The organism is Pseudoxanthomonas sp. 22568 (assembly GCF_052044485.1).
In the GTDB taxonomy this organism is placed as follows: domain Bacteria; phylum Pseudomonadota; class Gammaproteobacteria; order Xanthomonadales; family Xanthomonadaceae; genus Pseudoxanthomonas_A; species Pseudoxanthomonas_A beigongshangi.
In genome coordinates, this window is sequence record NZ_JBQENC010000006.1 from 67,571 (window position 1) to 90,698 (window position 23,128).

The 23,128-nt window shown below is 68.1% G+C and carries 19 protein-coding genes; 11 read left to right on the forward strand and 8 right to left on the reverse strand.

The window, feature by feature from the left end:
• The 7 genes from cysD (at position 1) to ACTJI2_RS09435 (ending at position 10,333) form a co-directional block, all read left to right on the forward strand.
• Entirely contained in the window at positions 1-912 is a 912-nt protein-coding gene (gene cysD, locus ACTJI2_RS09405; RefSeq protein WP_183644213.1) for a sulfate adenylyltransferase subunit CysD, read from the forward strand.
• Positions 912-2,912: a sulfate adenylyltransferase subunit CysN gene (gene cysN / locus ACTJI2_RS09410; RefSeq protein WP_440841926.1), complete on the forward strand. Its 2,001-nt coding sequence runs from the start codon at positions 912-914 to the stop codon at positions 2,910-2,912. The genes cysD and cysN overlap by 1 nt, the downstream gene beginning before the upstream one ends.
• 113 nt (positions 2,913-3,025) lie before the next feature.
• The gene (locus ACTJI2_RS09415; protein ID WP_318288566.1) at positions 3,026-4,132 is read left to right on the forward strand and encodes an efflux RND transporter periplasmic adaptor subunit; all 1,107 of its coding nucleotides are present in this window, start codon (positions 3,026-3,028) and stop codon (positions 4,130-4,132) included.
• A 3-nt stretch (positions 4,133-4,135) separates the two neighbouring features.
• A complete protein-coding gene (locus ACTJI2_RS09420) occupies positions 4,136-7,270 on the forward strand; it encodes an efflux RND transporter permease subunit (RefSeq protein WP_318288567.1) in 3,135 nt (1,044 codons plus the stop codon).
• Positions 7,263-7,817: a GNAT family N-acetyltransferase gene (locus ACTJI2_RS09425; RefSeq protein WP_425504649.1), complete on the forward strand. Its 555-nt coding sequence runs from the start codon at positions 7,263-7,265 to the stop codon at positions 7,815-7,817. The genes ACTJI2_RS09420 and ACTJI2_RS09425 overlap by 8 nt, the downstream gene beginning before the upstream one ends.
• A gap of 127 nt (positions 7,818-7,944) precedes the next feature.
• Complete coding sequence (locus tag ACTJI2_RS09430) at positions 7,945-9,444, forward strand: alanine/glycine:cation symporter family protein (RefSeq protein WP_192197308.1); 1,500 nt, start codon at positions 7,945-7,947, stop codon at positions 9,442-9,444.
• Position 9,445: 1 nt separating this feature from the next.
• Complete coding sequence (locus ACTJI2_RS09435; protein ID WP_192197309.1) at positions 9,446-10,333, forward strand: TrmH family RNA methyltransferase; 888 nt, start codon at positions 9,446-9,448, stop codon at positions 10,331-10,333.
• A gap of 102 nt (positions 10,334-10,435) precedes the next feature.
• On the opposite strand, the gene ACTJI2_RS09440 is transcribed toward ACTJI2_RS09435, so the two are convergent.
• The 4 genes from ACTJI2_RS09440 to ACTJI2_RS09455 form a co-directional block, all read right to left on the reverse strand.
• Positions 10,436-11,851, reverse strand: coding sequence for a M28 family peptidase (locus tag ACTJI2_RS09440; RefSeq protein ID WP_192197310.1), 1,416 nt, complete (start codon positions 11,849-11,851; stop codon positions 10,436-10,438).
• Positions 11,852-11,949: 98 nt separating this feature from the next.
• Complete coding sequence (gene mscL, locus ACTJI2_RS09445; RefSeq protein ID WP_183644195.1) at positions 11,950-12,354, reverse strand: large-conductance mechanosensitive channel protein MscL; 405 nt, start codon at positions 12,352-12,354, stop codon at positions 11,950-11,952.
• 106 nt (positions 12,355-12,460) lie between these two features.
• Positions 12,461-13,165, reverse strand: coding sequence for a fumarylacetoacetate hydrolase family protein (locus ACTJI2_RS09450; protein WP_440841928.1), 705 nt, complete (start codon positions 13,163-13,165; stop codon positions 12,461-12,463).
• Between the two features lie 57 nt (positions 13,166-13,222).
• The gene (locus tag ACTJI2_RS09455) at positions 13,223-13,495 is read right to left on the reverse strand and encodes a hypothetical protein (RefSeq protein ID WP_183644189.1); all 273 of its coding nucleotides are present in this window, start codon (positions 13,493-13,495) and stop codon (positions 13,223-13,225) included.
• A gap of 94 nt (positions 13,496-13,589) precedes the next feature.
• Here ACTJI2_RS09455 and ACTJI2_RS09460 point away from each other — a divergent pair, with 94 nt between their 5' ends.
• Positions 13,590-13,913, forward strand: a complete 324-nt coding sequence (locus tag ACTJI2_RS09460; RefSeq protein WP_183644185.1) for a Rieske (2Fe-2S) protein — start codon at positions 13,590-13,592, stop codon at positions 13,911-13,913.
• Between the two features lie 50 nt (positions 13,914-13,963).
• On the opposite strand, the gene ACTJI2_RS09465 is transcribed toward ACTJI2_RS09460, so the two are convergent.
• From ACTJI2_RS09465 to ACTJI2_RS09475, 3 genes are all read right to left on the reverse strand, one after another.
• Positions 13,964-15,823, reverse strand: coding sequence for an SLC13 family permease (locus ACTJI2_RS09465; protein WP_440842045.1), 1,860 nt, complete (start codon positions 15,821-15,823; stop codon positions 13,964-13,966).
• 154 nt (positions 15,824-15,977) lie between these two features.
• The gene (trmB, locus tag ACTJI2_RS09470) at positions 15,978-16,712 is read right to left on the reverse strand and encodes a tRNA (guanosine(46)-N7)-methyltransferase TrmB (RefSeq protein ID WP_203322332.1); all 735 of its coding nucleotides are present in this window, start codon (positions 16,710-16,712) and stop codon (positions 15,978-15,980) included.
• Positions 16,713-16,716: 4 nt separating this feature from the next.
• Positions 16,717-17,511, reverse strand: coding sequence for a thiazole synthase (locus tag ACTJI2_RS09475; protein ID WP_203322333.1), 795 nt, complete (start codon positions 17,509-17,511; stop codon positions 16,717-16,719).
• 199 nt (positions 17,512-17,710) lie between these two features.
• Between ACTJI2_RS09475 and ACTJI2_RS09480 the strand changes: the two genes are divergently transcribed.
• The 3 genes from ACTJI2_RS09480 to ACTJI2_RS09490 are packed head-to-tail and all read left to right on the forward strand — an operon-like array spanning position 17,711 to position 22,849.
• Positions 17,711-20,236 (forward strand): TonB-dependent receptor, encoded by a 2,526-nt coding sequence (locus ACTJI2_RS09480; RefSeq protein WP_440841929.1) that lies wholly within the window; start codon positions 17,711-17,713, stop codon positions 20,234-20,236.
• A gap of 13 nt (positions 20,237-20,249) precedes the next feature.
• Positions 20,250-21,374 (forward strand): Ca2+-dependent phosphoinositide-specific phospholipase C, encoded by a 1,125-nt coding sequence (locus tag ACTJI2_RS09485; RefSeq protein ID WP_440841930.1) that lies wholly within the window; start codon positions 20,250-20,252, stop codon positions 21,372-21,374.
• On the forward strand, positions 21,374-22,849 hold the full coding sequence (locus ACTJI2_RS09490) for a CehA/McbA family metallohydrolase (RefSeq protein WP_440841931.1): 1,476 nt from the start codon (positions 21,374-21,376) through the stop codon (positions 22,847-22,849). Before ACTJI2_RS09485 ends, ACTJI2_RS09490 begins: the two co-directional genes overlap by 1 nt.
• A gap of 18 nt (positions 22,850-22,867) precedes the next feature.
• Here the strand turns inward: ACTJI2_RS09490 and thiS are convergent, their stop codons facing one another.
• A complete protein-coding gene (gene thiS / locus ACTJI2_RS09495) occupies positions 22,868-23,068 on the reverse strand; it encodes a sulfur carrier protein ThiS (RefSeq protein WP_203322337.1) in 201 nt (66 codons plus the stop codon).
• Positions 23,069-23,128 lie beyond the last annotated feature (60 nt).

Sequence of the window (23,128 nt, forward strand, 5' to 3'; positions counted from 1 at the left end):
ATGAGCGCCGAACACCGCCTGTCCCACCTCGACCGCCTGGAAGCCGAGAGCATCCACATCCTCCGGGAGGTGGCCGCGGAGTTCCGCAATCCCGTGCTGCTGTATTCGGTGGGCAAGGACAGCTCGGTGCTGCTGCACCTGCTGCTCAAGGCGTTCGCGCCGGGCCGCCCGCCCATCCCGCTGTTGCACGTGGACACGCGCTGGAAGTTCCGCGAGATGATCGCGTTCCGGGATCGCCGCGCGGCCGAGACCGGCGTGGATCTGCGGGTGCACGTCAACCCCGATGGCATCGCCCAGGGCGTCGGCCCGATCAGCCACGGCGCGACCGTGCATACCGACGTGATGAAGACCCAGGGCCTGAAGCAGGCGCTGGACCAATACGGCTTCGACGCGGCCATCGGCGGCGCCCGCCGCGACGAGGAGAAGTCGCGCGCCAAGGAGCGCGTATTCTCCTTCCGAAACGATCGCCACCGCTGGGATCCCAAGAACCAGCGACCGGAGCTCTGGAACCTCTACAACGCCCGCATCCACAAGGGCGAGAGCGTGCGTGCGTTCCCGCTGTCCAACTGGACCGAACTGGACATCTGGCTTTACATCTATCGCGAGGGCATTCCGGTGGTGCCGCTGTACTTCGCCGCCGAGCGGCCGGTGGTGGAACGCGATGGCGCGCTGATCCTGGTGGACGACGAACGCCTGCCTCTGCATGAAGGCGAACAGCCGCAACTGCGCAGGGTGCGCTTCCGCACCCTGGGGTGCTACCCGCTCACTGGCGCGATCGAGTCCGACGCCGACACCCTGGAAAAGATCATCGCCGAGATGCTGGTGGCGACGTCCTCCGAGCGCCAGGGCCGGGTGATCGATCACGATCCGGGCGCGTCGATGGAGAAGAAAAAGCTGGAGGGGTACTTCTGATGAAGCCGGGATTCGGGATGACCGGCCATCCGGCCGTTGAAAACCGGGATTCGGGATTAGGGAAAGCGGGAAGCGATCCGCTGGCGGAAGCGCCCGCCGTTGCGAATCCCGGATCCCCAATCCCCAATCCCGAAAACACCAGCATCACCGACTACCTGCGCCAGCACGAAACCAAGCCGCTGCTGCGTTTCATCACCTGCGGCAGCGTCGACGATGGCAAGAGCACGCTGATCGGTCGCCTGCTGCACGACAGCAAGCGGTTGTTCGATGATCAGCTGGCGGCGCTGGAGAAGGACAGCCGCCGGCATGGCACCCGCGGCGGCGACATCGATTACGCGCTGCTGCTGGACGGGCTGGCCGCCGAGCGCGAGCAGGGCATCACCATCGACGTGGCCTACCGCTACTTCGACACCGAGCGGCGCAAGTTCATCGTCGCCGATTGCCCGGGACACGAGCAGTACACCCGCAACATGGCCACCGGTGCGTCCACCGCGGATCTGGCCGTGGTGCTGGTCGACGCGCGCAAGGGCCTGCTCACCCAGACCCGCCGGCACAGCTATATCGTCTCGCTGCTGGGCATCCGCCACGTCGTGCTGGCGGTCAACAAGATGGATCTGGTCGGCTTCGATCCCGCGGTGTTCGACGGCATCGCCACCGCCTACCGCGCACTGGCCGCGCAACTGGGCATCGCCGACATGACGTGCGTGCCGCTGTCCGCGCTGGAGGGCGACAACCTGATCGAGCGTTCGGCACGCACGCCGTGGTACGACGGCCCCAGCCTGTTGCAGCACCTGGAGAGCGTGCCGGTGGACGATGCCGGCGCCGAAGGCGGGTTTCGCCTGCCGGTGCAGTGGATCAACCGGCCGGACCAGAATTTCCGTGGCTTCGCCGGCACCGTGGCGGCGGGGCGGGTACGCCCGGGCGACGCGATCGTGGCGCTGCCCTCGGGCCGGCGCTCGAAGGTCGCGCGGGTGCTCGGGCCGGATGGCGATCGCGAACTCGCCAGTGCCGGCGAAGCGATCACCCTGACCCTGGACGACGAGATCGACATCAGCCGCGGCGACGTCATCGCCGCCGCCGGCGATCCGCCACAGGTCGCCGATCAGTTCGCCGCGCACGTGCTGTGGATGGACGACGCCGCGCTGCTGCCCGGACGTCCGTACTGGCTGAAGATCGGTACGCGCACGGTCGCCGCCTCGATCAGCGAGATCAAGCACCGGGTCGACATCAACAGCCAGGAGCACCTGGCGGCCAAGCGGCTGGAACTCAACGAGGTCGGCTACTGCAACCTCAGCCTGGACGAACCGATTGCGTTCGCACCCTATGCGGACAACCGCGCGCTGGGCGGCTTCATCCTGATCGACCGGCAGAGCAACCACACGGTCGCGATGGGAACGCTGGACTTCGCCCTGCGCCGCGCCGGCAACGTGCACTGGCAGCACCTGGACGTGGACAAGGCGGCGCGTGCGCGCATCAAGGGCCAGCAGCCGCGGGTGCTGTGGTTCACCGGCCTGTCCGGCGCCGGCAAGTCGACCGTGGCCAACCTGGTCGACAAGCGCCTGCACGCGCTGGGCTACCACAGCTTCATCCTCGACGGCGACAACGTGCGTCATGGCCTGAACCGGGATCTGGGCTTCACCGCCGAGGACCGGGTGGAGAACATCCGCCGCGTGGCCGAGGTCGCCAGGCTGATGACCGACGCCGGATTGATCGTGCTGGTCAGTTTCATCTCGCCGTTCCGGGCCGAGCGGCAGATGGCGCGCGAACGGTTCGGCGAAGGCGAGTTCCTGGAAATCTTCGTCGACGTGCCGCTGGCGCTCGCGGAGGAACGCGACGTGAAGGGCCTGTACCGCAAGGCGCGGGCGGGCCTGATTCCCAACTTCACCGGCATTGACTCGCCGTACGAAGCACCGGAACATCCCGACCTGCGGCTGGATGCCGGCGCAGAGAGTCCGGAACACTTGGCGCTGCGGGTCCTGGAAAAACTGGGATTGACCTAGCGAACCACGCTGCACAAGGGTCGTTAGTCATGGCCCTGTCAACGCTTCCGTACGCATATTCGTTCATGGCGTGAAGGTAAACTTCACGTGATAACGATCATTACGGTACTTTCATGCTGAGCCGAACCGGAATCCGGGCGACGCTGGCCGTCGCCGCGTCGATGTTCCTGTTGACCGCCTGCGGAGAAAAATCCGCCGGCGCGGGCGGAGGCGGGCAGGGTGCGGATCGGCCGGTGCCGGTGAACACCCAGGTGGTCCAGCTCTCGGCGTGGAGCGACACCCTGGAGGCGCTGGGCACCGCCAAGGCGCGCGAGTCGGTGACCCTGACCGCCAAGGTCAGCGAAATCGTCCAGGACGTGCACTTCGAAAGCGGCCAGGACGCCAGGGCCGGGCAGGTGCTGGTGACCCTGCGCGGCGACGCCGCCAAGGCGTCGCTGGAGCAGGCCGAGGCCACCTACGCCGAAGCCGACCGCCTGTACCGCCGGCAGAAGGAACTGGCCGAACAGCAACTGGTCGCGCGTTCGACCCTGGACACCCAATTGGCCCTGCGCGATGCCGCCGCCGCGCGCGTGCAGCAGATGAAGGCCGACATCGGCGATCGCACGGTGCGCGCACCGTTCGCCGGCGTACTGGGCATCCGCCAGGTCAGCCCGGGCTCGCTGATCACCGCCAGCACCGTCATCGCCACCCTCGACGATGTTTCGCGGATGTACGTGGACTTCCAGGTGCCGGAAGCGGCGCTGGCCACTGTCGACAACGGCGATGCGGTCAACGCGACCACCGCCGCCTGGCCGGGGCGCACCTTCGAGGGCGCCGTGGAAACGGTCGACGCGCGGGTGGATCCCGCCACCCGCGCGGTCACCGTGCGCGCGGTGTTCGCCAACCCGGATCGCGCGCTGCGCCCGGGCATGCTGCTCAACGTCAATCTGTTCCGGCCGGAGCGGCAGGCGCTGGTGATTCCCGAGATCGCCGTCGTGCAGGTGGGCCGCGACACCTTCGTCTACCGGGTCAAGGCCGACAGCAGCGTGGAGCAGGTCACCGTGAGCACCGGCGTCCGTCGCGAGGGTCGGGTGGAGATCACCGAAGGCCTGAAGGCCGGCGATCGCATTGTCGTGGACGGTACCGGCAAGCTGCGGCCCGGCGCGAAGATCACCGAGGCCGGCGCGACCACGCCACCGGCCGCCGCGCCCGCCGCCGCACCCGCCGTCAAACGGGGCTGAACCATGAAGCTGTCCGACCTGTCGATCAAGCGGCCGGTGCTGGCCGTGGTGATGAGCCTGCTGCTGATCGTGCTCGGGGTGATGTCGTTCATGCGCCTGACCCTGCGCGAGCTGCCCAACATCGATCCGCCGGTGGTGTCGGTGGAAGTGACCTACCCGGGCGCGTCGGCGGCGGTGGTGGAAACCCGCGTCACCCAGATCCTGGAAGACGCGCTGGCCGGCATCGAGGGCATCGAGACCATCGAGTCGCGCAGCTCCAACGGCCGTTCGCAGGTCACCATCGAGTTCACCCTTACCCGCGACATCGAGGCCGCCGCCAACGACGTGCGCGACAAGGTCAGCCGGGTGATGGATCGCATGCCCGACGAGGCGGATCCGCCGGAAGTGCAGAAGGTGGAAGCCGATGCCGACGTGATCCTGTGGTTGAACATGAGTTCGACCAAGATGGACACCTTGCAGCTGACCGACTACGCCGATCGCTATATCGTCGATCAGCTGTCGGCGCTGGACGGCGTGGCCCAGGTGCGCATCAGCGGCGCCCAGCGCTACGCCATGCGGATCTGGCTGGATCGCGCCGCGATGGCCGCGCGCGGCGTCACCGCCAGCGACGTGGAGGCGGCGCTGCGGCGCGAGAACATCGAATTGCCGGCCGGCCGCATCGAATCGGAAACCCGCGACTTCACCCTGCGGGTCGAACGCGGCTACATGACCGCCGAGCAGTTCGCGCGGATGCCGCTGACCAAGGGAGCCGACGGCTACGTGGTGCGGGTGGGCGACGTCGCCCGGGTGGAGCTGACCACCGAGGAACGCCGCGCCTATTTCCGCAGCAACGGCCGCCCGAACGTCGGCCTGGGCATCGTCAAGACCTCAACCGCCAACGCGCTGGACGTGGCGCGCGCCGCCCGCGCCGCCGCCGATCGGATCCGCCCGACCCTGCCGGAAGGCACCCAGATCTTCGTCGCCTACGACAGCACCGTGTTCATCGAGGCGTCGGTCGAGCGCGTCTACGCCACCCTGGTGGAGGCGATGATCCTGGTGTTCGCGGTGATCTGGCTGTTCCTGGGCAGCCTGCGCGCGGCGTTGATCCCGGCGGTGACGGTGCCGGTCTGCCTGATTACCTCGTTCATCGCCCTCTACGCGTTCGGCTTCTCGATCAACCTGCTGACCTTGCTCGCCCTGGTGCTGTGCATCGGCCTGGTGGTGGACGATGCCATCGTGGTGCTGGAGAACATCCAGCGCCGCGCCGACCTGGGCGAGCCGCCGCTGGTGGCCGCGCGTCGCGGCACCGCGCAGGTGGCCTTCGCGGTCATCGCCACCACCGCGGTGCTGGTGGCGGTGTTCCTGCCGGTGGGGTTCATGGAAGGCAACACCGGACGCCTGTTCCGCGAACTGTCGGTGGCACTGGCGGCGGCGGTGGCGATCTCGGCGTTCGTGGCCCTGACCCTGACCCCGATGATGTCCTCCAAGCTGGTCCGGCCGCACAGCAAGCCCAAGGGTTTCAACGCCTGGATGAACCGGCAGCTGGCCCGGCTCAGCGAGGGGTATGGCCACCAGGTCCAGCGGATGGTGGCGATGCCCGGCCGGCGCATCCTGTTGATCCTGCTGATCGCGATGGGCGCGTGCCTGGCGGTGGCGGCGGTGCTGGGCCTGCGCGTGCCCAAGGAACTGGCGCCGATGGAGGATCGCGGCTCGTTCTTCGTCTCCATCCAGGGACCGGAAGGCGCAGGCTTCGATTACACCGTGAAACAGATCCAGCAGGTCGAGCATCTGTTCGCCGACAACATCGGCGAAGGCAAGCCGATCCAGCGCGCCAACGCCCGCGTGCCGGGCGGCTTTGGCGCGAGCGAGGAAATGCACACCGGCCAGGTGATCGTGTTCCTGCAGGACTGGAGCAAGCGCCACGAAAGCACCACCGAGGTGCTGGAATCGGTGCGCGGCCAACTGGAGCAGATGCCGGGCATCCGCGCCCAGCCTTCCCAGCGCACCGGCCTGGTCCGCGGTGGTGGCCAGCCGTTCCGGATGGTGCTCGGCGGTCCGGATTACAACGAGCTCTCGCAGTGGCGCGACCGGATGATGGCGCGCATGGAGCAGAACCCCGGCCTGTACGGCGTGGACTCGGATTACAAGGAAACCCGACCGCAGATGCGGGTCAACATCGACCGCAGCCGCGCCGCCGACCTGGGCGTGTCGGTGCAGGAAATCGGCCGCACGCTGGAAACCATGATGGGTTCCCGCCAGGTCACCACGTTCGTCGACAACGGCGAGGAGTACGACGTGCTGATGCAGGCCGACCGCGAGCGCCGTTCCTCGCCGGCGGACCTGGCCAACACCTACGTGCGCGGCAGCGCGGGCGAGCTGATTCCGCTGTCCAACCTGGTGACATTGTCGGAAATCGCCGAACCCGGCAGCTTCAACCGCTTCAACCGCCTGCGCGCGATCACCCTGACCGCGTCGCTGGCGCCGGGCTACACGCTGGGCGAGGCGATGGGCTGGGCCCAGCAGGTGGCGCAGGAGGAACTGCCCGACTACGCGCAGATCGACTGGAAGGGCGAATCCCGCGAGTACCTCAAGGCCGGCGGCGCGGTGCTGCTGACCTTCGCGCTGGCGCTGCTGATCGTCTACCTGGTGCTGGCGGCGCAGTTCGAGAGTTTCATCCACCCGCTGGTGATCATGCTGACCGTGCCGCTGGCGGTGCTGGGCGCGCTGATCGGCCTGTGGGTCACCGGCGGCACGCTCAACCTGTTCAGCCAGATCGGCATCGTGATGCTGATCGGCCTGGCGGCGAAGAACGGCATCCTGATCGTCGAGTTCGCCAACCAATTGCGCGACGACGGCATGAGCGTGGCGCGCGCGATCGCCGAATCCTCGAAGGTGCGCCTGCGCCCGATCCTGATGACGTCCGTGGCCACGGTGATGGGCGCGGTGCCGCTGGTGGTGGCCGGCGGACCGGGGTCGGCCAGCCGCGCGACGATCGGCATCGTGGTCATCTTCGGCGTCTCCTTCTCCACCTTGCTGTCGCTGTACGTGGTGCCGGCGTTCTACGCGCTGCTGGCACCGTTCACGCGGTCTCCCGAGGCCGTGGCCCACGAACTGAAGCGACTGGAAGAAGAAACTCCCCCGGTAGGCGGTCATGGTTGATCTGGAAAGCATGGAAGACAGCGTGGTTCAGGGCGACGGGTTCACATTGCGGCGTTGGCGGGCGGAAGACGCGCGCTGGCTGCTCCGCCACGCCAACGACGCGCAGGTCGTGCGCGGCTTGAGCGAACGTTTCCCGCATCCCTACCGGCGCGAGGACGCCTGGCGGTTCCTCGCCGGCGAAGTGGTGGATCTGAACGATCCGGTGTTCGCCATCGATATCGACGGCCGCGCCTGCGGCGGCATCGGCGCGCACCCGCGCCTGGGCGAGCGTGGGGGCAGCGCCGAGCTGGGGTACTGGCTCGGCCGCCGCTATTGGGGCCAGGGGCTGATGAGCCGGGTGGTCGCGGCGTACGTGCCGTGGGTGATGGATCACCTGCAACTGCACCGCATGCAGGCCAATGTGCTGGACATCAATCCGGCCTCGGCACGGGTGCTGCTCAAGAACGGCTTCCAGGAAGAAGGCCTGCTCCGCCACGCTATCCGCAAGGATGGGCAGTTGCACGACCTGCGGGTCTTCTCCCGCCTGCGGACGCCGACCACGCACTGAAACACCCGGGGTTTCCCTGTTCAGCAGGGTGATCCCCCTCGCCGGGCTTCGCAGAGCGGGCCGATTCGTGGAGAATCGACCGGTCCCCGGTGACGGGGACTTTTCCTTTTAGGGCAGGGGAGACTGCGTGGAAGCCATCATCAATGCCGTCAACGGCATCATCTGGAGCAAGGCACTGATCGTCATGTGCCTGGGCGCCGGCCTGTATTTCACCATCCGCACCCGCTTCATGCAGGTGCGTGGCTTCGCGGAGATGCTGCGGCTGACCGTGAGCGGGCAGAAATCCGAGGCCGGCGTGTCCTCGTTCCAGGCGCTGGCCATGTCGATGGCCGGCCGCATCGGCATCGGCAACATCGCCGGCGTCGCCACCGCGATTGCCTTCGGCGGTCCCGGCGCGGTGTTCTGGATGTGGGTGATGGGCTTCCTGGGCGCGTCGACCTCCTACGTCGAATCGACGCTGGCGCAGATCTACAAGGTCAAGGATGCCGAAGGACGCTATCGCGGCGGCCCGGCCTACTACATCGAAAAGGCGATGGGCCTGAAGTGGTACGCGCTGCTGTTCGCCATCGCGACCATCGCCGCCACCGGCTTCCTGATGCCGGGCGTGCAGGCGAACGCGATCGCCGACAGCGCGGCCAACGTCTGCCAGGGCACGTCGCTGTGCGGCGCCATGGACGGCCAGTGGCTGGGCATGCCGGCGCGCGATGCATTCAAGCTGGGCATCGGCATCACGGTGTCGATCCTGCTGGCGGTGATCATCTTCGGTGGCGTCAAGCGCATCGCCAACTTCGCCGAAATCGTGGTGCCGTTCATGGCCGCCGGTTTCATCCTGATGGCGGTCACGGTGATGGTGCTCAACGCCGAGTTGGTGCCGGAAATGTTCCGCGTCATCTTCAGCAGCGCCTTCGGCACCCATGCCGCGTTCGGCGCGATCCTGGGCCTGGCGGTGGAATGGGGCGTCAAGCGCGGCATCTACGCCAACGAGGCCGGCCAGGGCACAGGCCCGCACGCCGCCGCCGCCGCCGAGGTCTCGCACCCGGCCAAGCAGGGCTACGTGCAGGCCTTCGCGATCTACTTCGACACCATGATGGTGTGCACCTCGACCGCGTTCCTGGTGCTGACCACCGGCAAGTACAACGTGTACTCGCCCACGGGCGGCGCGCACCTGTATACCGGCATGCCGCCGGGCGTCGAGGAAGGCCCGGGTTACGCGCAGGCGGCGGTGGAATCGGTGCTGCCGGGCTGGGGCGCGGGCTTCGTGGCGGTGGCGCTGTTCTTCTTCGCCTTCACCACCATCATGGCCTACTACTACATGGCCGAGACCAACCTGAGCTATGTCAACGGCAACCGACGTCGTCCGCTGACCGTGCTGCTGCTGCGGCTGGGCATCATGGGCATGGTCATCTTCGGTGCCTTCCACAATGCCAAGACCGCGTGGGCGCTGGGCGACATCGGCGTCGGCCTGATGGCGTGGCTGAACATCATCGCGATCCTGATCCTGCACAAGCCGGCGATGGCGGCGTTGCGCGACTACGAGCGGCAGAAGAAGCTGGGCCTGGATCCCGTCTTCGATCCGGACGTGGCGGGCGTGAAGAACGCCGACTTCTGGAAGAACCGGCAAGGCTGACATGAGTGGTCCCTGGGACAAGCGGCCACCGCCGCGCTCGCATGGCACCGGCCGTCCGGCGGGTCCGCGCCAGCCGCGTGCGCCGCGTCCCGCCGAGCCCCGCGATGACGCGCGCGGGTCGGCGGGAGCGCAGATGGGGGCGCCGATGGGCGCGCGCGACGAGTTGCGCCTGTATGGCATCAACGCCGTGCGCGCGGTGTTCGAACGGCGTCCGGAGGCGATCCGCAAGATCTACCTGACCGAGGCGCGGATTCCCGCGTTCAAGGCGCTGCTGGCGTGGTGCGTGAAGCAGCGCATCGGCTACCGGGTGGTAGCCGAGGATGATCTGGATCGGCTCGCCGCCAGCCAGCACCATGAGGGCATCGTCGCCGAGGTGCTGAAGGCGGAACCGACCTCGGCCGGCGATTGGCTGCGCACGCTGCCGGCCGGTCCGGCGCTGGCGATCTGGCTGGACGGGGTCGGCAATCCGCACAATTTCGGCGCCATCCTGCGCTCGGCCGCGCACTTCGGCGTATCGGCGATCCTGCTGCCGCCGCAGGGTGGACTGGCGCTGTCAGGCGCCGCGGCGAGGGTCGCCGAAGGTGGCGCGGAACAAGTGCCGCTGGTGCGCCTGGGCAACACCGCAAACGCCATCGCGCAACTGCGCGGCGCCGGCTTCTCGCTGGCCGCCACGGTGGTGCGCGGCGGTGACGATCTGTTCGCCGCGCGCTTGCCGGAACGCCTGGTCTACGTGATGGGCGCCGAGGGCGAAGGCATGGATCCGCAAATGGCCGCCGCCTGCGATGCGCGCCTGTCGATTCCCGGCACCGGCGCGGTGGAGAGCCTCAACGTGGCCTCGGCGACCGCCGTGTTCCTCGCCCAGTGGCGGCAGCGTCTCGCGAGGGGCTGAGCGACGCGCTGGCCGCCGCGGCATCCGGCGCGAACATCGCCTGCAGAACGAAAGAGCGGGCCGAATGGCCCGCTCTTTTTTCATCCACGGAAGACGAAAGCATCATTCCTGCGGCGGCTTGACCTGCTTGGGCTCGCTGCCGAAACCGCCCTCGGCCTCCGCCGCCAGATAGGCGAACACGGTATAGGCGGCCACGTTCTGCGCCAGCGCCTTGGGATCGATCTTGTCCAGGGTGTCGTCGGCGGTGTGGTGCAGGTTGAAGTAGTCGGTGCCATCCTGCGCCAGCCAACCCCAGGCCAGGCCCCGCGCGGCGAACGGGCTGATGTCCGGGCCGGGACCGCCCTTGTCGGCCTGGTACTCGATGCCCAGCGGCGCCAGTGCCTCGGCGATCTGGCGGGTGGCCTCGCGGGCATGCTCGGGCGCGCTGGTGTTGAAGGCGTAGATGCGGCCGGCGCCGAAATCGCTCTCCGCGCCGATCTGGTGCAGGCGCACGTCGGCGGCGTGCTTCTCCGCATAGGCGCGGCCGCCGTACAGGCCCTGTTCCTCGTTGGCGAAGGCGACCACGCGGATGGTGCGCTTGGGCGCCTGCTTCAGTTGTCCGATCAGATGGCCGGCGGCCATGGTCAGGGCGACGCCGGCACCGTCGTCGATGGCGCCGGTGCCCAGATCCCAGGAATCCAGGTGGCCGCCGATGACCACGACTTCCCTGGGCAGGCTGCGCCCGGTGATTTCACCGATCACGTTGTAGGAGGTGGCCTCGCCATCCCAGCCGCAATCCAGCGCCATCCGCACCTTGACCGGGCCGCGCGCCAGCAGGCGGGCGAGCTGATCGGCGTCGGGGATGGTCAGCGACGCCGACGGTACCGGGGTCAGGCCGTCGTCGAAGCGGGTGATGCCGGTGTGGGCGACGCGATGGTTGTCGGTGCCGGCCGAGCGCATCAGGTAGCCGATGGCGCCCTTGCGGATCGCCGCCGACGGGCCGCGCGAGCGGATCGCGCCGCCGTTGCGGTAATCGCTGCCGGAACGATCCGCCTTCATCTGGTAGTCGACGAAGGCGATCTTGCCCTTCAGCGAATCCGCGGGCGCGGCTTCCAGCGCGGCCAGATCGGCGAAGCGCACGATCTCCGCTTCCACCGTGCCGCCGGGGCTGCCACCCAGCGCGGTGATGGTCAGCGCCTGCGGATGCGCACCCAGTACCGCGGCGTGCTCACTGCGGCGTTCCCACTTGGGAAAGGTCACCGGTTCGGTCCATACCTTGTCAAAACCCAGCGCCTTGAACTTGGCGGTGGCCCAGGCCACCGCGCGCGCGTCGGCCTCGCTGCCGGCCAGGCGCGGACCGACTTCGGTGGTCAGCGATTCCACCACCTTCCAGCCGGTGTCGTCGGCCAGCGCCTGCTCGCGCAGCTGCGCGGCGGTGGCCAGGGCGGCGTCGGGAATGCGGGTGGGTTTCTGCGCGGCGTGCGCGATGGGAGCGGAGAGGGACAGGCTGAGGGCGATCAACAACGGCGTCAGACGCATGGAGTACCCCTGGGAGCAGGCTGGAAATTGGGCTGTAAACAGGAAAGCCGCGAGCTTAGCAGCCCGCGGCTTTCCCCGATTGTGAAACAAGTCGTGGCTTACTTCTTCAGCGCGTCGCGGATCTCGCGCAGCAGCAGCACGTCTTCGGGCGGAGCGGCCGGTGCGTCCGGCGCCTTCTTGTAGAGGCGGTTGACCGCCTTGACCAGCAGGAAGATGGCAAAGGCGACGATGACGAACTGGATCAGCGTGTTGATGAACTCGCCGAAGCCGATCACCACCGCGGGAATTTCCTTGCCGGCGGCATCGACGGTGGCTTCCTTCAGCGTCCATACCCACTTGGAGAAATCCACGCCGCCAACCAGCAGGCCGATCGGCGGCATGATGATCTTGTCGACCAGCACGGTGACGATCTTGCCGAACGCCGCGCCGATCACCACGCCGACCGCCAGGTCGACCACGTTGCCGCGCGCGATGAATTCCTTGAACTCGCTGATCATGCCCATGCTGGATGTCCTCATGTCCGGGCGACAGCGCCCGTAGGCGCAAAACTATACCGTGGCGGGTGAAGATCGCATCCCTCCCGCACGTTTTTCGCGCGAACGACGGGGATCAGACGATCGTGCCGCGCATTTCGACCACGCCGTCCAGCGAGGCGGCGAAGCGATCCCCGGCCACCAGCGGCCCCACCCCGGCCGGCGTGCCCATGAACACCAGATCGCCGGCCTTGAGCGCGTAGAGCCGGGACAGTTCGTGCAGGATTTCCGGCACGTCCCAGATCAGATCCGACAGCGCGCCATGCTGGCGCACGTGGTCGTTGACGGCGAGGGTCAGCGTGAGCGCCGCGAGATCGCCCACGTCCGCCACGGGCACCAGATCGCTGATCGGCGCGGAATGATCGAAGCCCTTGCCGGTGTCCCACGGCAGCCCCTTGGCCTTGGCCGCGCCCTGCAGGTCGCGGCGGGTCAGGTCCAGGCCGACGCCATAGGCCACCACCAGCGCCTGCGCCCGTGCGGGATCCAACTCGCCGGCCGGGGCATCCTGGCCCAGCGCGGCAACCAGTTCCACCTCATGGTGCAGATCCTGCGTGCCGGGCGGGTAGGGAACATCCGCGTTACCGGTGACGAGGGCATCGGCGGGCTTGTGGAAGAACACCGGTTGCCCGCGCTCCGTCTTCGAGGCCGGGGCGGCGGCGCCCATCTCGCGCGCGTGATCGGCGAAGTTGCGGCCAACGCAGAAAATACGGCGCACGGGAAACGTGCCGCCGCCACGCACGGGCACGCGCGGAACGGGAGGAGCGGGGAACAGATCGGTCATGTCGGCGGCCGGCCGTGCCGGGCAGGGAAACGGCCGCTGAGTGTAGGACGCGCGCCGTCAGTGCGACAGCGGCAACACCGGCTTGCGCACCACTTGGTACTCGGCTTCGACCACACCGCCACGCGCGATCGGCTTGCCGCGCTGCTTGAACAGCCTGTACAGCAGGCCGGCGGCGATCATGGCCGCGCCGATGAACACGCTGAAGAACACCAGCACGCACAACAAGGCCAGGCCCAGCAGGCCGATGGCCAGCCGCAGCAGCGGATGACGGGGCTTGCGCGGAGCGAAGGCGGAACGGAAGGCGTTGAACTGAAAGCTGCGTGCGAACATGGCGATGGGTCGTGACACAATGCGGCCGGAGCCGGATGGCGTGCAGTATCCGGTGACAAGAATATGACGGTGTGAGAAGTTCGTTAAGGCGACCATGGCCCTTATAGCGCTGGACAGAATAGAAGACGGCGGGTTCGCCGAAGTCGAAGCCGATATCGACGGAGATAGCGAGTCTCTGGTGCTTTTTCGGCAGGGCGGGGAAGTTCGCGCCTGGCTGAATGTCTGCCCGCATGCCGGCCGCCGGCTGGACTGGGCGCCGGGCAAGTTCCTGAAAAGCAAGGACGGCCTGCTGGTCTGCGCCGCCCATGGCGCCTCGTTCGAACTGCAACGCGGCGATTGCGTCGCCGGTCCCTGCCGCGGCGATTCGCTGCGGGCGGTGCCGGTGCAGGTGGTCGAGGGCATGGTGCGGCTGGTGTAGGAGCGACGTAAGTCGCGACCGCGNTCGCTCCTACAGGGAGGCAATCGACCTCAACCCGCCCGGCCGTTCCACCAGAACAGCGCGTTGACCGCCAGCACCACCACCACGGTGTAGATCAGCGACAGCGGTCCGCCGACGCGCCACATCTGCCGCGAGGTGTAGTTGGCCGGGCCGGTGACCATCGAGATCACCGGGTTCGAGGCGGTCATCAGGTTGTTGGAGGCCGACAGCGCGACGATCAGCGCAAAGGCGGTCGGATTGCCGCCGGCGGCCAGCGCCAGGTTGATCGCCATCGGCACCATCACGATGGTCGCGCCGACGTGGCTGATCACCAGCGAGAAGCCGGTGGTGAGCAGCGCCACCGCGATTTCTATCAGCCAGACCGGCATGCCCTCGGGCAGGCGCTCGACGGTGTGCCCGGCGACCCACGCCGCCGCGCCGCTGCTGTCCATCGCCCAGCCCAGCGGAATCAGCCCCGCCATCAGGAACACCGTCTTCCAGTTGATCGCCGCGTAGGCCTCGTCCATCCGCAGCACGCCGGTCAGCAGCATGCCGGCCACGCCGGTCATCAGGGTCAGCGAGACCGGCAGCTTCGAGGTCAGCGCGATGATGATGGTGACCGCGAAGATGGTCATCGCGATCTTGAACTTGTGCGGCCGCTGCTCGCCCTTGGGATAGTCGGTCACCACCACGAAGTCGCGGCTCTCGGCGGCCTGGTGCAGGTCGGTCCAGATGCTGTGGAAGACCAGCATGTCGCCGGCGCGCAGCGGAATCTTGCGCACGTCCTCGCGCAGCACCTTCTTGTCGCGGTTGATCGCCAGCAGGCTGATGCCGGCCTGCTTGCGCAGGCGCAGGTCGGCGGCGGTCTTGCCGATCAGCTTGGAGGTCGGCGGAATCACCGCCTCGGAAATGCCCGCGCGGCTGGGATTGAACAGATCGCCGAAGTGGCGCAGGCGCGAGGACATCCGCAGGAAATGGTTCTGCGCGAAGTCGGCCACCTGCTGGCGCGAACCCATCACGCCCAGCACGCTCCCCACCCAGATGCGCATGTCCGCCGGCGGTGCCAGGCGGGTGTCGTTGCCGGTCTGCAGCGCCAGCATCAGCGGCGCGTCGTGCATCGCCTCGGCCTCGCCCAGCGACATGCCCACCAGCGGGCTTTCCGCGGTGACCAGCAGCTCGAACACGTCGCCCTCGATGCCGTAGGTATTGGCGAAGTAGCTCTCTGTGCGCGCCGGGGTCACGCTGGTTTCGGTTTCGTCCTTGAGTTTCTTGTCGCCGTAGTAGCGGAAGTACAGCAGCGAGGCCAGCAGCAGCGCCACGCCGATCGGCAGCGGCGCGAACATGCGCAGCGGCTCCAGCGTGGCCATGCCGGAGGGCAGGTTGTTGTTGGCCGAGACCAGCAGGTCGTTCAGCAGGATCAGCGGCGAATTGCCGACCATGGTCAGCGCGCCGCCCATCACGATGGCCGCGGCGATCGGCAGCAGCAGGCGTTGCAGCGACAGCGAGGTGCGCGAGGACAGCCGCGAGGCTACCGGCATGAACAACGCCATCACCGACGGGTTCTGCATGAACGAGGAATTGAGGCCGGCGATGGCGGTGGTCATCAGCAGCAGCCGCTGCTCGACCCCATGGCCGCGCCGCAGCAGCCAGGAGGCCAGCCGGTTCAGCGCGCCGGTGCGGTCCAGGCCGGCCCCCAGGATCATGGTCGCGATGATGCTCATCACCGCGTTGCCGGAGAAGCCGCCGAAGATTTCCTCCGGCGCGATCAGGCCGGTGATGCCCAGGATCACCAGCACCACCAGCGCGACCAGATCGGCGCGGATGCGCTCGAACAGGAACATCGCCATCGTGAAGCCGACCAGCCCGAGCACGAGCTTCATGTCGTTGGTCAGCGTCAGCGCGGTGGTGATCACGGCTGGGATTCGATATTCGGGATGACCGTCCATTCGGACGTTGAAAACCGGGATTCGGTAGGGCGGGCGCGCCGGTGGCGCGGGCCGAGTGCGGTGCCGGCACGGTTATCAGGCAATTTGGCGAAGACGTCCAATCCCGAGTCCCTATTCCCTAATCCCGGTCATAAACCAGATCCCAGACGCCATGGCCCAGCTTCTGGCCGCGGGTCTCGAAGTGGGTCTGCGGCCGCCAGGGCGGGCGCGGCACGTGTCCGCGCGGGCCGGCCCGGTTGCGCAGGCCGGGCGTGGCGTCGAGCACGTCCCACATCTGCTCGGCATAGTCCTGCCAGTCGGTGGCCGCATGCAAGCGTCCGCCGCTGCGCAGCTTGCCCGCCAGCAGGGCGGCGAAGCCGGGCTGGATCAGGCGGCGCTTGTTGTGGCGCTTCTTGTGCCAGGGATCCGGGAAATAGATGCGGATCTCGTCCAGCGAGCCGTCGGCGACCTCGTGCTGCAGCACTTCCACCGCGTCGTGGTGGTAGAGCCGCACGTGATCGCTGCCGTCCTCGGCCAGCGCGTTCAGCAGCCGGCCGACGCCCGGCGCGTGCACTTCCAGGCCGATGTAGTCGCGATCCGGATCCTGGGTGGCGGCGAAGCGAAGCGCCTCGCCGTTGCCGAAACCGATCTCCAGCACCCGCAACGCCTGCCTGCCGAACACCGCGTCGTAGTCGCGCGACTGGCCGGTGTAGTCCAGACCGAAGCGCGGCCACAGCGTATCGAACGCGCGCTGCTGGGCCTCGGTGAAGCGGCCCTGGCGCAGTACGAAACTGCGGATCTGGCGCCGCCCTTCCTCCACCGTGAATGGCTTGGGCGGGGTCTTGGCGCCCGGGCTGGAGAACGGATCGGTCATCGGATCAGCCGATCAGGCCGTCGATGGGGCTGGAGGCCGACGCGTTGCGCTTGCGCGGGATGCGCCCGGCCAGGAACGCCTCGCGGCCGGCCTCGACCGCCTTGCGCATCGCGCTGGCCATCAGCACCGGGTTGCGGGCGCCGGCGATGGCGGTGTTCATCAGCACGCCGTCGCAGCCCAGCTCCATTGCGATGGCCGCGTCCGAGGCGGTGCCCACGCCGGCATCGACCAGCACCGGGACCTTGGCGTTCTCGATGATTTCCAGCAGGTTGTACTTGTTCTGGATGCCCAGGCCCGAACCGATCGGAGCGGCCAGCGGCATCACCGCCACGCAACCGATGTCCTCCAGCCGGCGGGCCAGGATCGGGTCATCGCTGGTGTAGACCATCACCTGGAAACCGTCTGCCACCAGTTGCTCGGCCGCGGCCAGGGTCTGCACCACGTCGGGGTACAGGGTCTTCTGGTCGCCCAGTACCTCGAGCTTGACCAGGGTGTGGCCGTCCAGCAGCTCGCGGGCCAGCCGGCAGGTGCGCACCGCATCGTCGGCGGTGTAGCAGCCTGCGGTGTTGGGCAGGATGGTGTAGCGATCCGGTGGCAGCACGTCGAGCAGGTTGGGCTCGTTGGGCGACTGGCCCAGATTGGTGCGGCGGATCGCGACGGTGACGATTTCGGCGCCCGCGGCCTCGGTGGCCAGGCGGGTTTCCTCGAAATCCTTGAATTTTCCGGTGCCGGTGAGCAGGCGGGAACGGTAGCTTTTTCCCGCAATGACCAGCGGGTCGGTGTGGGTATCGTGAGGCATCGGCGGATTATCGCCGATCCCGGCCGGGCGTGCGTGAGCGGAGCGACGCGGGGCGCCGGAAAAGCGGGATCGGCGTCGCGATGGTCATCGGATTGACCCGCCGCGGTCACCCCGACGACATATCCGCTGGCCAACATCCCGTCGATCACGGCGCGGCGCCACTGCCGCGCGATCGCTCTTCCTCCCCCAGGAAACAACCATGCCCATACGCCTCCACCGCCTCGGCGGTTCGATTCGCTGCGTCCTCGCGTCCGGCGCCTGCCTCACCGCCGGCCTGCTTCCCGCCCATGCCCAGGAGGCCGCCGCGACGGCCACGACGGGCACGACCGCCAGCGCCAAGCAACTGGATACGGTGATTGTCACCGGCCGCGCCGGCGTGCAGGAACGCAGCAAGGCCGAGACCAGCTATTCGATCACCGGCATCGACGAAGAACGCCTGCGCCTGCAGGCACCCACCAGCGTCACCGAATCGCTGAAGAGCGTGCCGGGCTTCTGGGTCGAGGCGTCCGGCGGCGAGGCCAGCGGCAACGTGCGCGCGCGCGGCGTGCCGGTCGACGGCTTCGGTTCGATCACCCTGCTCGATGACGGCATGCCGGTGCAGCACGACCCCGCGCTGGGCTATCTCAACGGCGACCAGGCGTTCCGCCTCGACGAGACCACCGAGCGCATCGAAGTGGTGCGTGGCGGACCGTCCTCGATCTTCTACTCCAACGCGCCCGCCGGCGCGGTCAACTACATCCCGCGCCAGCCGGGCGATCGCACCGAGGGCGTGTTCAAGTACACCGTCGGCGACTACGGCCTGCATCGCGGCGACTTCTGGGTCGGCACGCCGATTGGCCAGGACTGGAAAATGTCACTGGGCGGCTACTACCGCCAGGACGACGGTGTGCGCGATCCGGGCTTCAAGGCCAACGACGGCGGCCAGGTGCGACTGAACCTGGTGCGCGCGCTGGACGGTGGCAGCCTGTCCTTCGACGTCAAGCACATGGACGACAAGGTGATGCTGTACCTGGGCATTCCGATGCGCACGATCGGCGGCAAGATCCGCGCGGTGCCGGGCTTCGACGGAAACCACGGCACCCTGGCCGGGCCGGAAACCGAGCACGTGCGCATGCGCATGGCCGACGGCGGCATCTACGATTTCGACAACGGCGAGGGCACCCACGTCAAGCGCGACCAGTTCACGGTCAAGTTCGACAAGACGCTGGGGGACTGGCGTTTCGTCGACAGCCTGCGCTACAACGACACCGAGACCCAGCGCAACGGCATGTTCCCGAACGCGTTGCAGAGCGCCAGTTCGTTCCTGGCCAACGGCGACAACCTGGCCCTGCTGGCCCGCTACCCGGGCGCCACCGCGCTGCAGTTCCGTTATACCCACGGCGGCCAGATCTACGACACGGCCAACCAGAACGGCAACGGCCTGATCGTCATCGGCGGCCTGCGCGGCGTCACCGCGCCGGTGAAGGAACTGATGAACGACGCGCGGGTGTCGCGCCGTTTCGAGTTCGGCAGCCAGTCCCACGACCTGACCTTCGGCTATTACTACGCCAAGGTGGATCAGGACTTCGATCGCTATTCCTCCACCGTCCTGCTGGACGCGCGCGACAAAGCCCGCCTGCTGGACCTGGTGGCGGTGGACGCCAGCGGCAATCCGGTGGGCACCATCAGCGACAACGGCATCTGGCGCTACGGCTACGAATGGGAGAACGCCAGCGGCCGCTCGCAGACGCACGCGTTCTACCTGGCCGACGAATGGCAGGTCAACGACAAGCTGCGCATCGACGGCGGCGTGCGCTGGGAAAAGGTCAACGTGGAAGGCTGGGTGGAGGGGCGTGTGCAGCCCAACCTGACCGCCGGCGGTCCGGTCACCGACAGCCAGATGTGGATCGGCAACGGCCGCTTCTCGACCTACGACCGGGACTTCGACAAGGTCGGCTGGACCCTGGGCGGCAACTGGCAGTTCGACGAGTATTCCGGCCTGTTCGCGCGCTGGACCTCGACCTTCCGCCTGCCGAACCTGGGTTCGTTCATCACCAACGCGACCGCCAAGCCGGTGATCCAGACCATGGACCTGGGCGAGCTGGGCTACAAGTTCACCCACCAGAAGTTCGATCTGTTCGCCACGGCGTTCTTCACCAGGTACGACAACGTCGGCTACAGCAACTACGTGTTCGATGCGAACACGGGGGCTTCGACCCGGCAGGAACTGTTCGCCGACACCCGTACTTTCGGCCTGGAACTGGAAGCCGCCTACTATCCGGTGGACTGGTTCGACGTTTCTATGACCGCGACGGTGCAGGAACCGGAGTATCGCGGATTGCGCTATACCGAAGTGGTCAACGGCCAGCCGGTGCTGCGCGATTTCGTCGGCAACCAGTTGATCCGGGTGCCGAAGAACAGCCTGCGGGTGGTGCCCGGGTTCAACCTGGCCGGTGGCAAGCTGCGCCTGCAGGCGTCCTACGAACGCCAGGGCGAGCGCTACGTGGATACCGCCAACAGCGTGCGCCTGCCGTCCTACGACGTGATCAACCTCAGCGGCAGCTACGCCTTCGATGACCGCTGGTCGCTGTATGCCTACGTCGACAACCTGGACAACTCGCTGGGACTGACCGAGGGCAACCCGCGCGCGGGCGAGGTATCCAGCGGCGACGCCGGTGCCAACACCTTCATCGCGCGTCCGCTGCTGGGGCGTTCGTACCGCCTGGCGTTGATGTACCGCTTCTAGTGAGCGCGTTCTGATGGCGGGACGAGGCTGGCGGGTACTGCGCCCGCTGTTGCTGTGGCTGCCGGCGACCTGGGCGTCGGCGGCCTGCGACTTCACCGCGGCCGACGCGGCGGGGGCAGGTGTCGGGTGCGCGCAGGCCTGGATGGATCGGCACCTGCGCCTGGACGACATCCAGTTGCTGGCCACGCACAACAGCTACAAGCGCGCGTTGCCCGGCCACGAACTGGCGGCGCACCGCGCACGTGATCCTCGTGGCGCGGACGGCATCGACTACGCGCATCGTCCGCTGGCCGAACAGTTGGCGCGCGGTGTGCGCGGTTTCGAGCTGGATGTCTACCACGACCCGCGTGGTGGACGCTTCGCGCACGCGGATGCACCGGCCGGACTGGCGCGATCGATGCGCCAGCCGGGCTTCAAGGTGATGCACCTGGCCGACATCGACTGGCGCAGCCGATGCCAGCCGTTCCGCGAATGCCTGCGGCAACTGCGGGCGTGGTCGCGCGCGCATCCCCGGCATGTACCGATCATCGTCCAGATCAATGCCAAGGACGGACCGTCCGCGCCGGGACAGGTGCAGCCGTTGCCATTCGACACCGCGGCATTCGACGCGCTGGATGCCGAAATTCGCGACGTGTTTTCCGAGGCCGAACTGATTCTGCCGGATCAGGTGCTGGGCGCCGGCGACCCTCCACGCTGGCCGACGCTGGGCCAGGCGCGCGGGCGCTTCCTGTTCGCGCTGGACGAAGACGAGGCCAAGGTGTCGCGGTACCGCGGCGCCCGCAGGCAACTGGAAGGCCGGGTGATGTTCGTCAACACCGGCGTGGATTCGGCGGCGGCCGGCTGGCGCACGCTCAACGACCCGCGGGACCAGGCGGAAGCCATCCGGCAGGCGCTGGCAGCGGGCCTGCTGGTGCGCACGCGCGCCGACGCCGACACCCGGGAAGCGCGCGCCGGCGATGCCCGGCGCCGCGACGCCGCCTTCGCCAGCGGCGCGCAGATCGTATCCACCGACTACATCGACGCGGACGCCCGATTCGGCGAATACCGCGTCGCCTTGCCGGGCGGCGGCATCGCCCGCTGCCGTCCACGGCCCGGGGATGATCCCTGCGCGGGCCTCGCCATTGGAGAAACTCCGTGATGCAACGACTTGTCGCCCTGCTGGGCCTGCTGCTGTGCTGTCTTTCGCTGCGCGCCGGGGAAGCGCCGGATCGGATCCTGCAAGGCAGCATCCGTGGAGGTGATCACCAGAGCTACCGCCTGCTGCCGTTCGAGGTGCCCGCCGGCACCGGCCGCATCACCGTGGAATTCGAGTACAGCGGACGCGAACGCCGGACCACGGTCGATCTCGGCCTGCTGGGGCCGGACGGCTTCCGTGGACGCGACGGATTCCGGGGCTGGAGCGGCGGCAACAAGCAGCGCTTCACGGTATCGGCGACGGACGCCACGCCCTCCTACCTGCCCGGGCCGATCACGCCGGGAACCTGGTCGCTGCTGCTGGGCTTTCCGAATGTCCGCGCCGATGCGGACGATCGCTTCACCGCACGGGTGTGGTTCGACGACACCCGCGCCGAGGCGCCCCTGCGCGGGGAAGCGGGCTGGTATCGCGGCGATCTGCACATGCACGACGCGCACAGCGATGGCGGTTGCGCCAGCCAGGCCGGCACGCGCGTGCCCTGCCCGTTGTTCCTGACCGCACAGGCAGCCGCGCGACGCGGACTGGATTTCATCGCCGTCACCGATCACAACACCATGTCGCAGGCCAACGGCCTGCGCGAACTGCAGCCGTACTTCGATCGCCTGCTGCTGATGCCGGGCCGCGAGATCACGACCTTCAGCGGCCATGCCAACTGGATCGGCAGCATCGGGTCGCTGGATTTCAGGGTGGGGTCGGCCGAGGTGCCGGACTGGAACGCGGTGCTGGCGCAGACTCGGGGGCAGGGCATCGTCTCCATCAATCATCCCATCCGCCCCTCCGGCGAGGCCTGCATGGGCTGCGGCTGGAGTGCGCCGGACACGACGGATCTGTCGCGGATCCAGGCGGTCGAAGTGGTGAACGGCGCCGACGCCGACAGCGAGTGGTCGGGCATTCCGTTCTGGGAGCGCCAGCTGTCGGCCGGACACCGGCTCACCGCGATCGGCGGCAGCGACAATCACGATGCGCTGCGGGAGGTCACCGATGCCGGCGGCGCGGCGCTGGGGACGCCGGTCACGGTGGTGCGGGCGGCGGAACTGTCGATGCCGGCCATCCTGGACGGCATCCGCCAGGGCCAGGTGTTCGTCGATGTCCAGGGCAGCCGCGATCGCGCGATGAGCTGGGAAGCCGAGGCCGGGCAGGTGCGCGCGGTGATGGGGCAGGCGTTGCCGGTGGCCGCGGATGGCGAAGCCGCGTTCGTCCTGCGCGCCAGCGCGGTGGGCGGCGCCACCGCCGAACTGATCGTGGATGGCCGGATCGTGGAACGCCGTCCCATCCCGACCGGCGCGCATGAGCAGGTCCTGCGGTTCACCTGGCGCAGCGATGGCGCAAGGCACTGGGTGCGCGCCAACGTGCGCGGCGCCGATGGCCGCCTTTGGCTGCTCGGCAATCCGATCTACGTCGAACCGCCCGCGGGCTGAGCGGGCGGCCGGCGGCGCTCAGCCGCCGCCGAGCGCGTGGACGATCTCGATGCGGTCGCCGTCGTGCAGCGCGTGGGAGGGATGCAGGCCGCGCGGCACGATTTCGCCGTTGACCTCGACGGCCACGCGGCGTTCGGCCAGGCCTTCGGATTGCAGCAGGCCGGCGATGGTGAGCGCGGCCTGGATGTGGCGGGCTTCGCCGTTCAATACGATGTTCATGCGCCTATTGTCGCCGCCCCGCCGTGCCGGTGCACGCCGGTTTGCCGCGTTGCAGCGTGA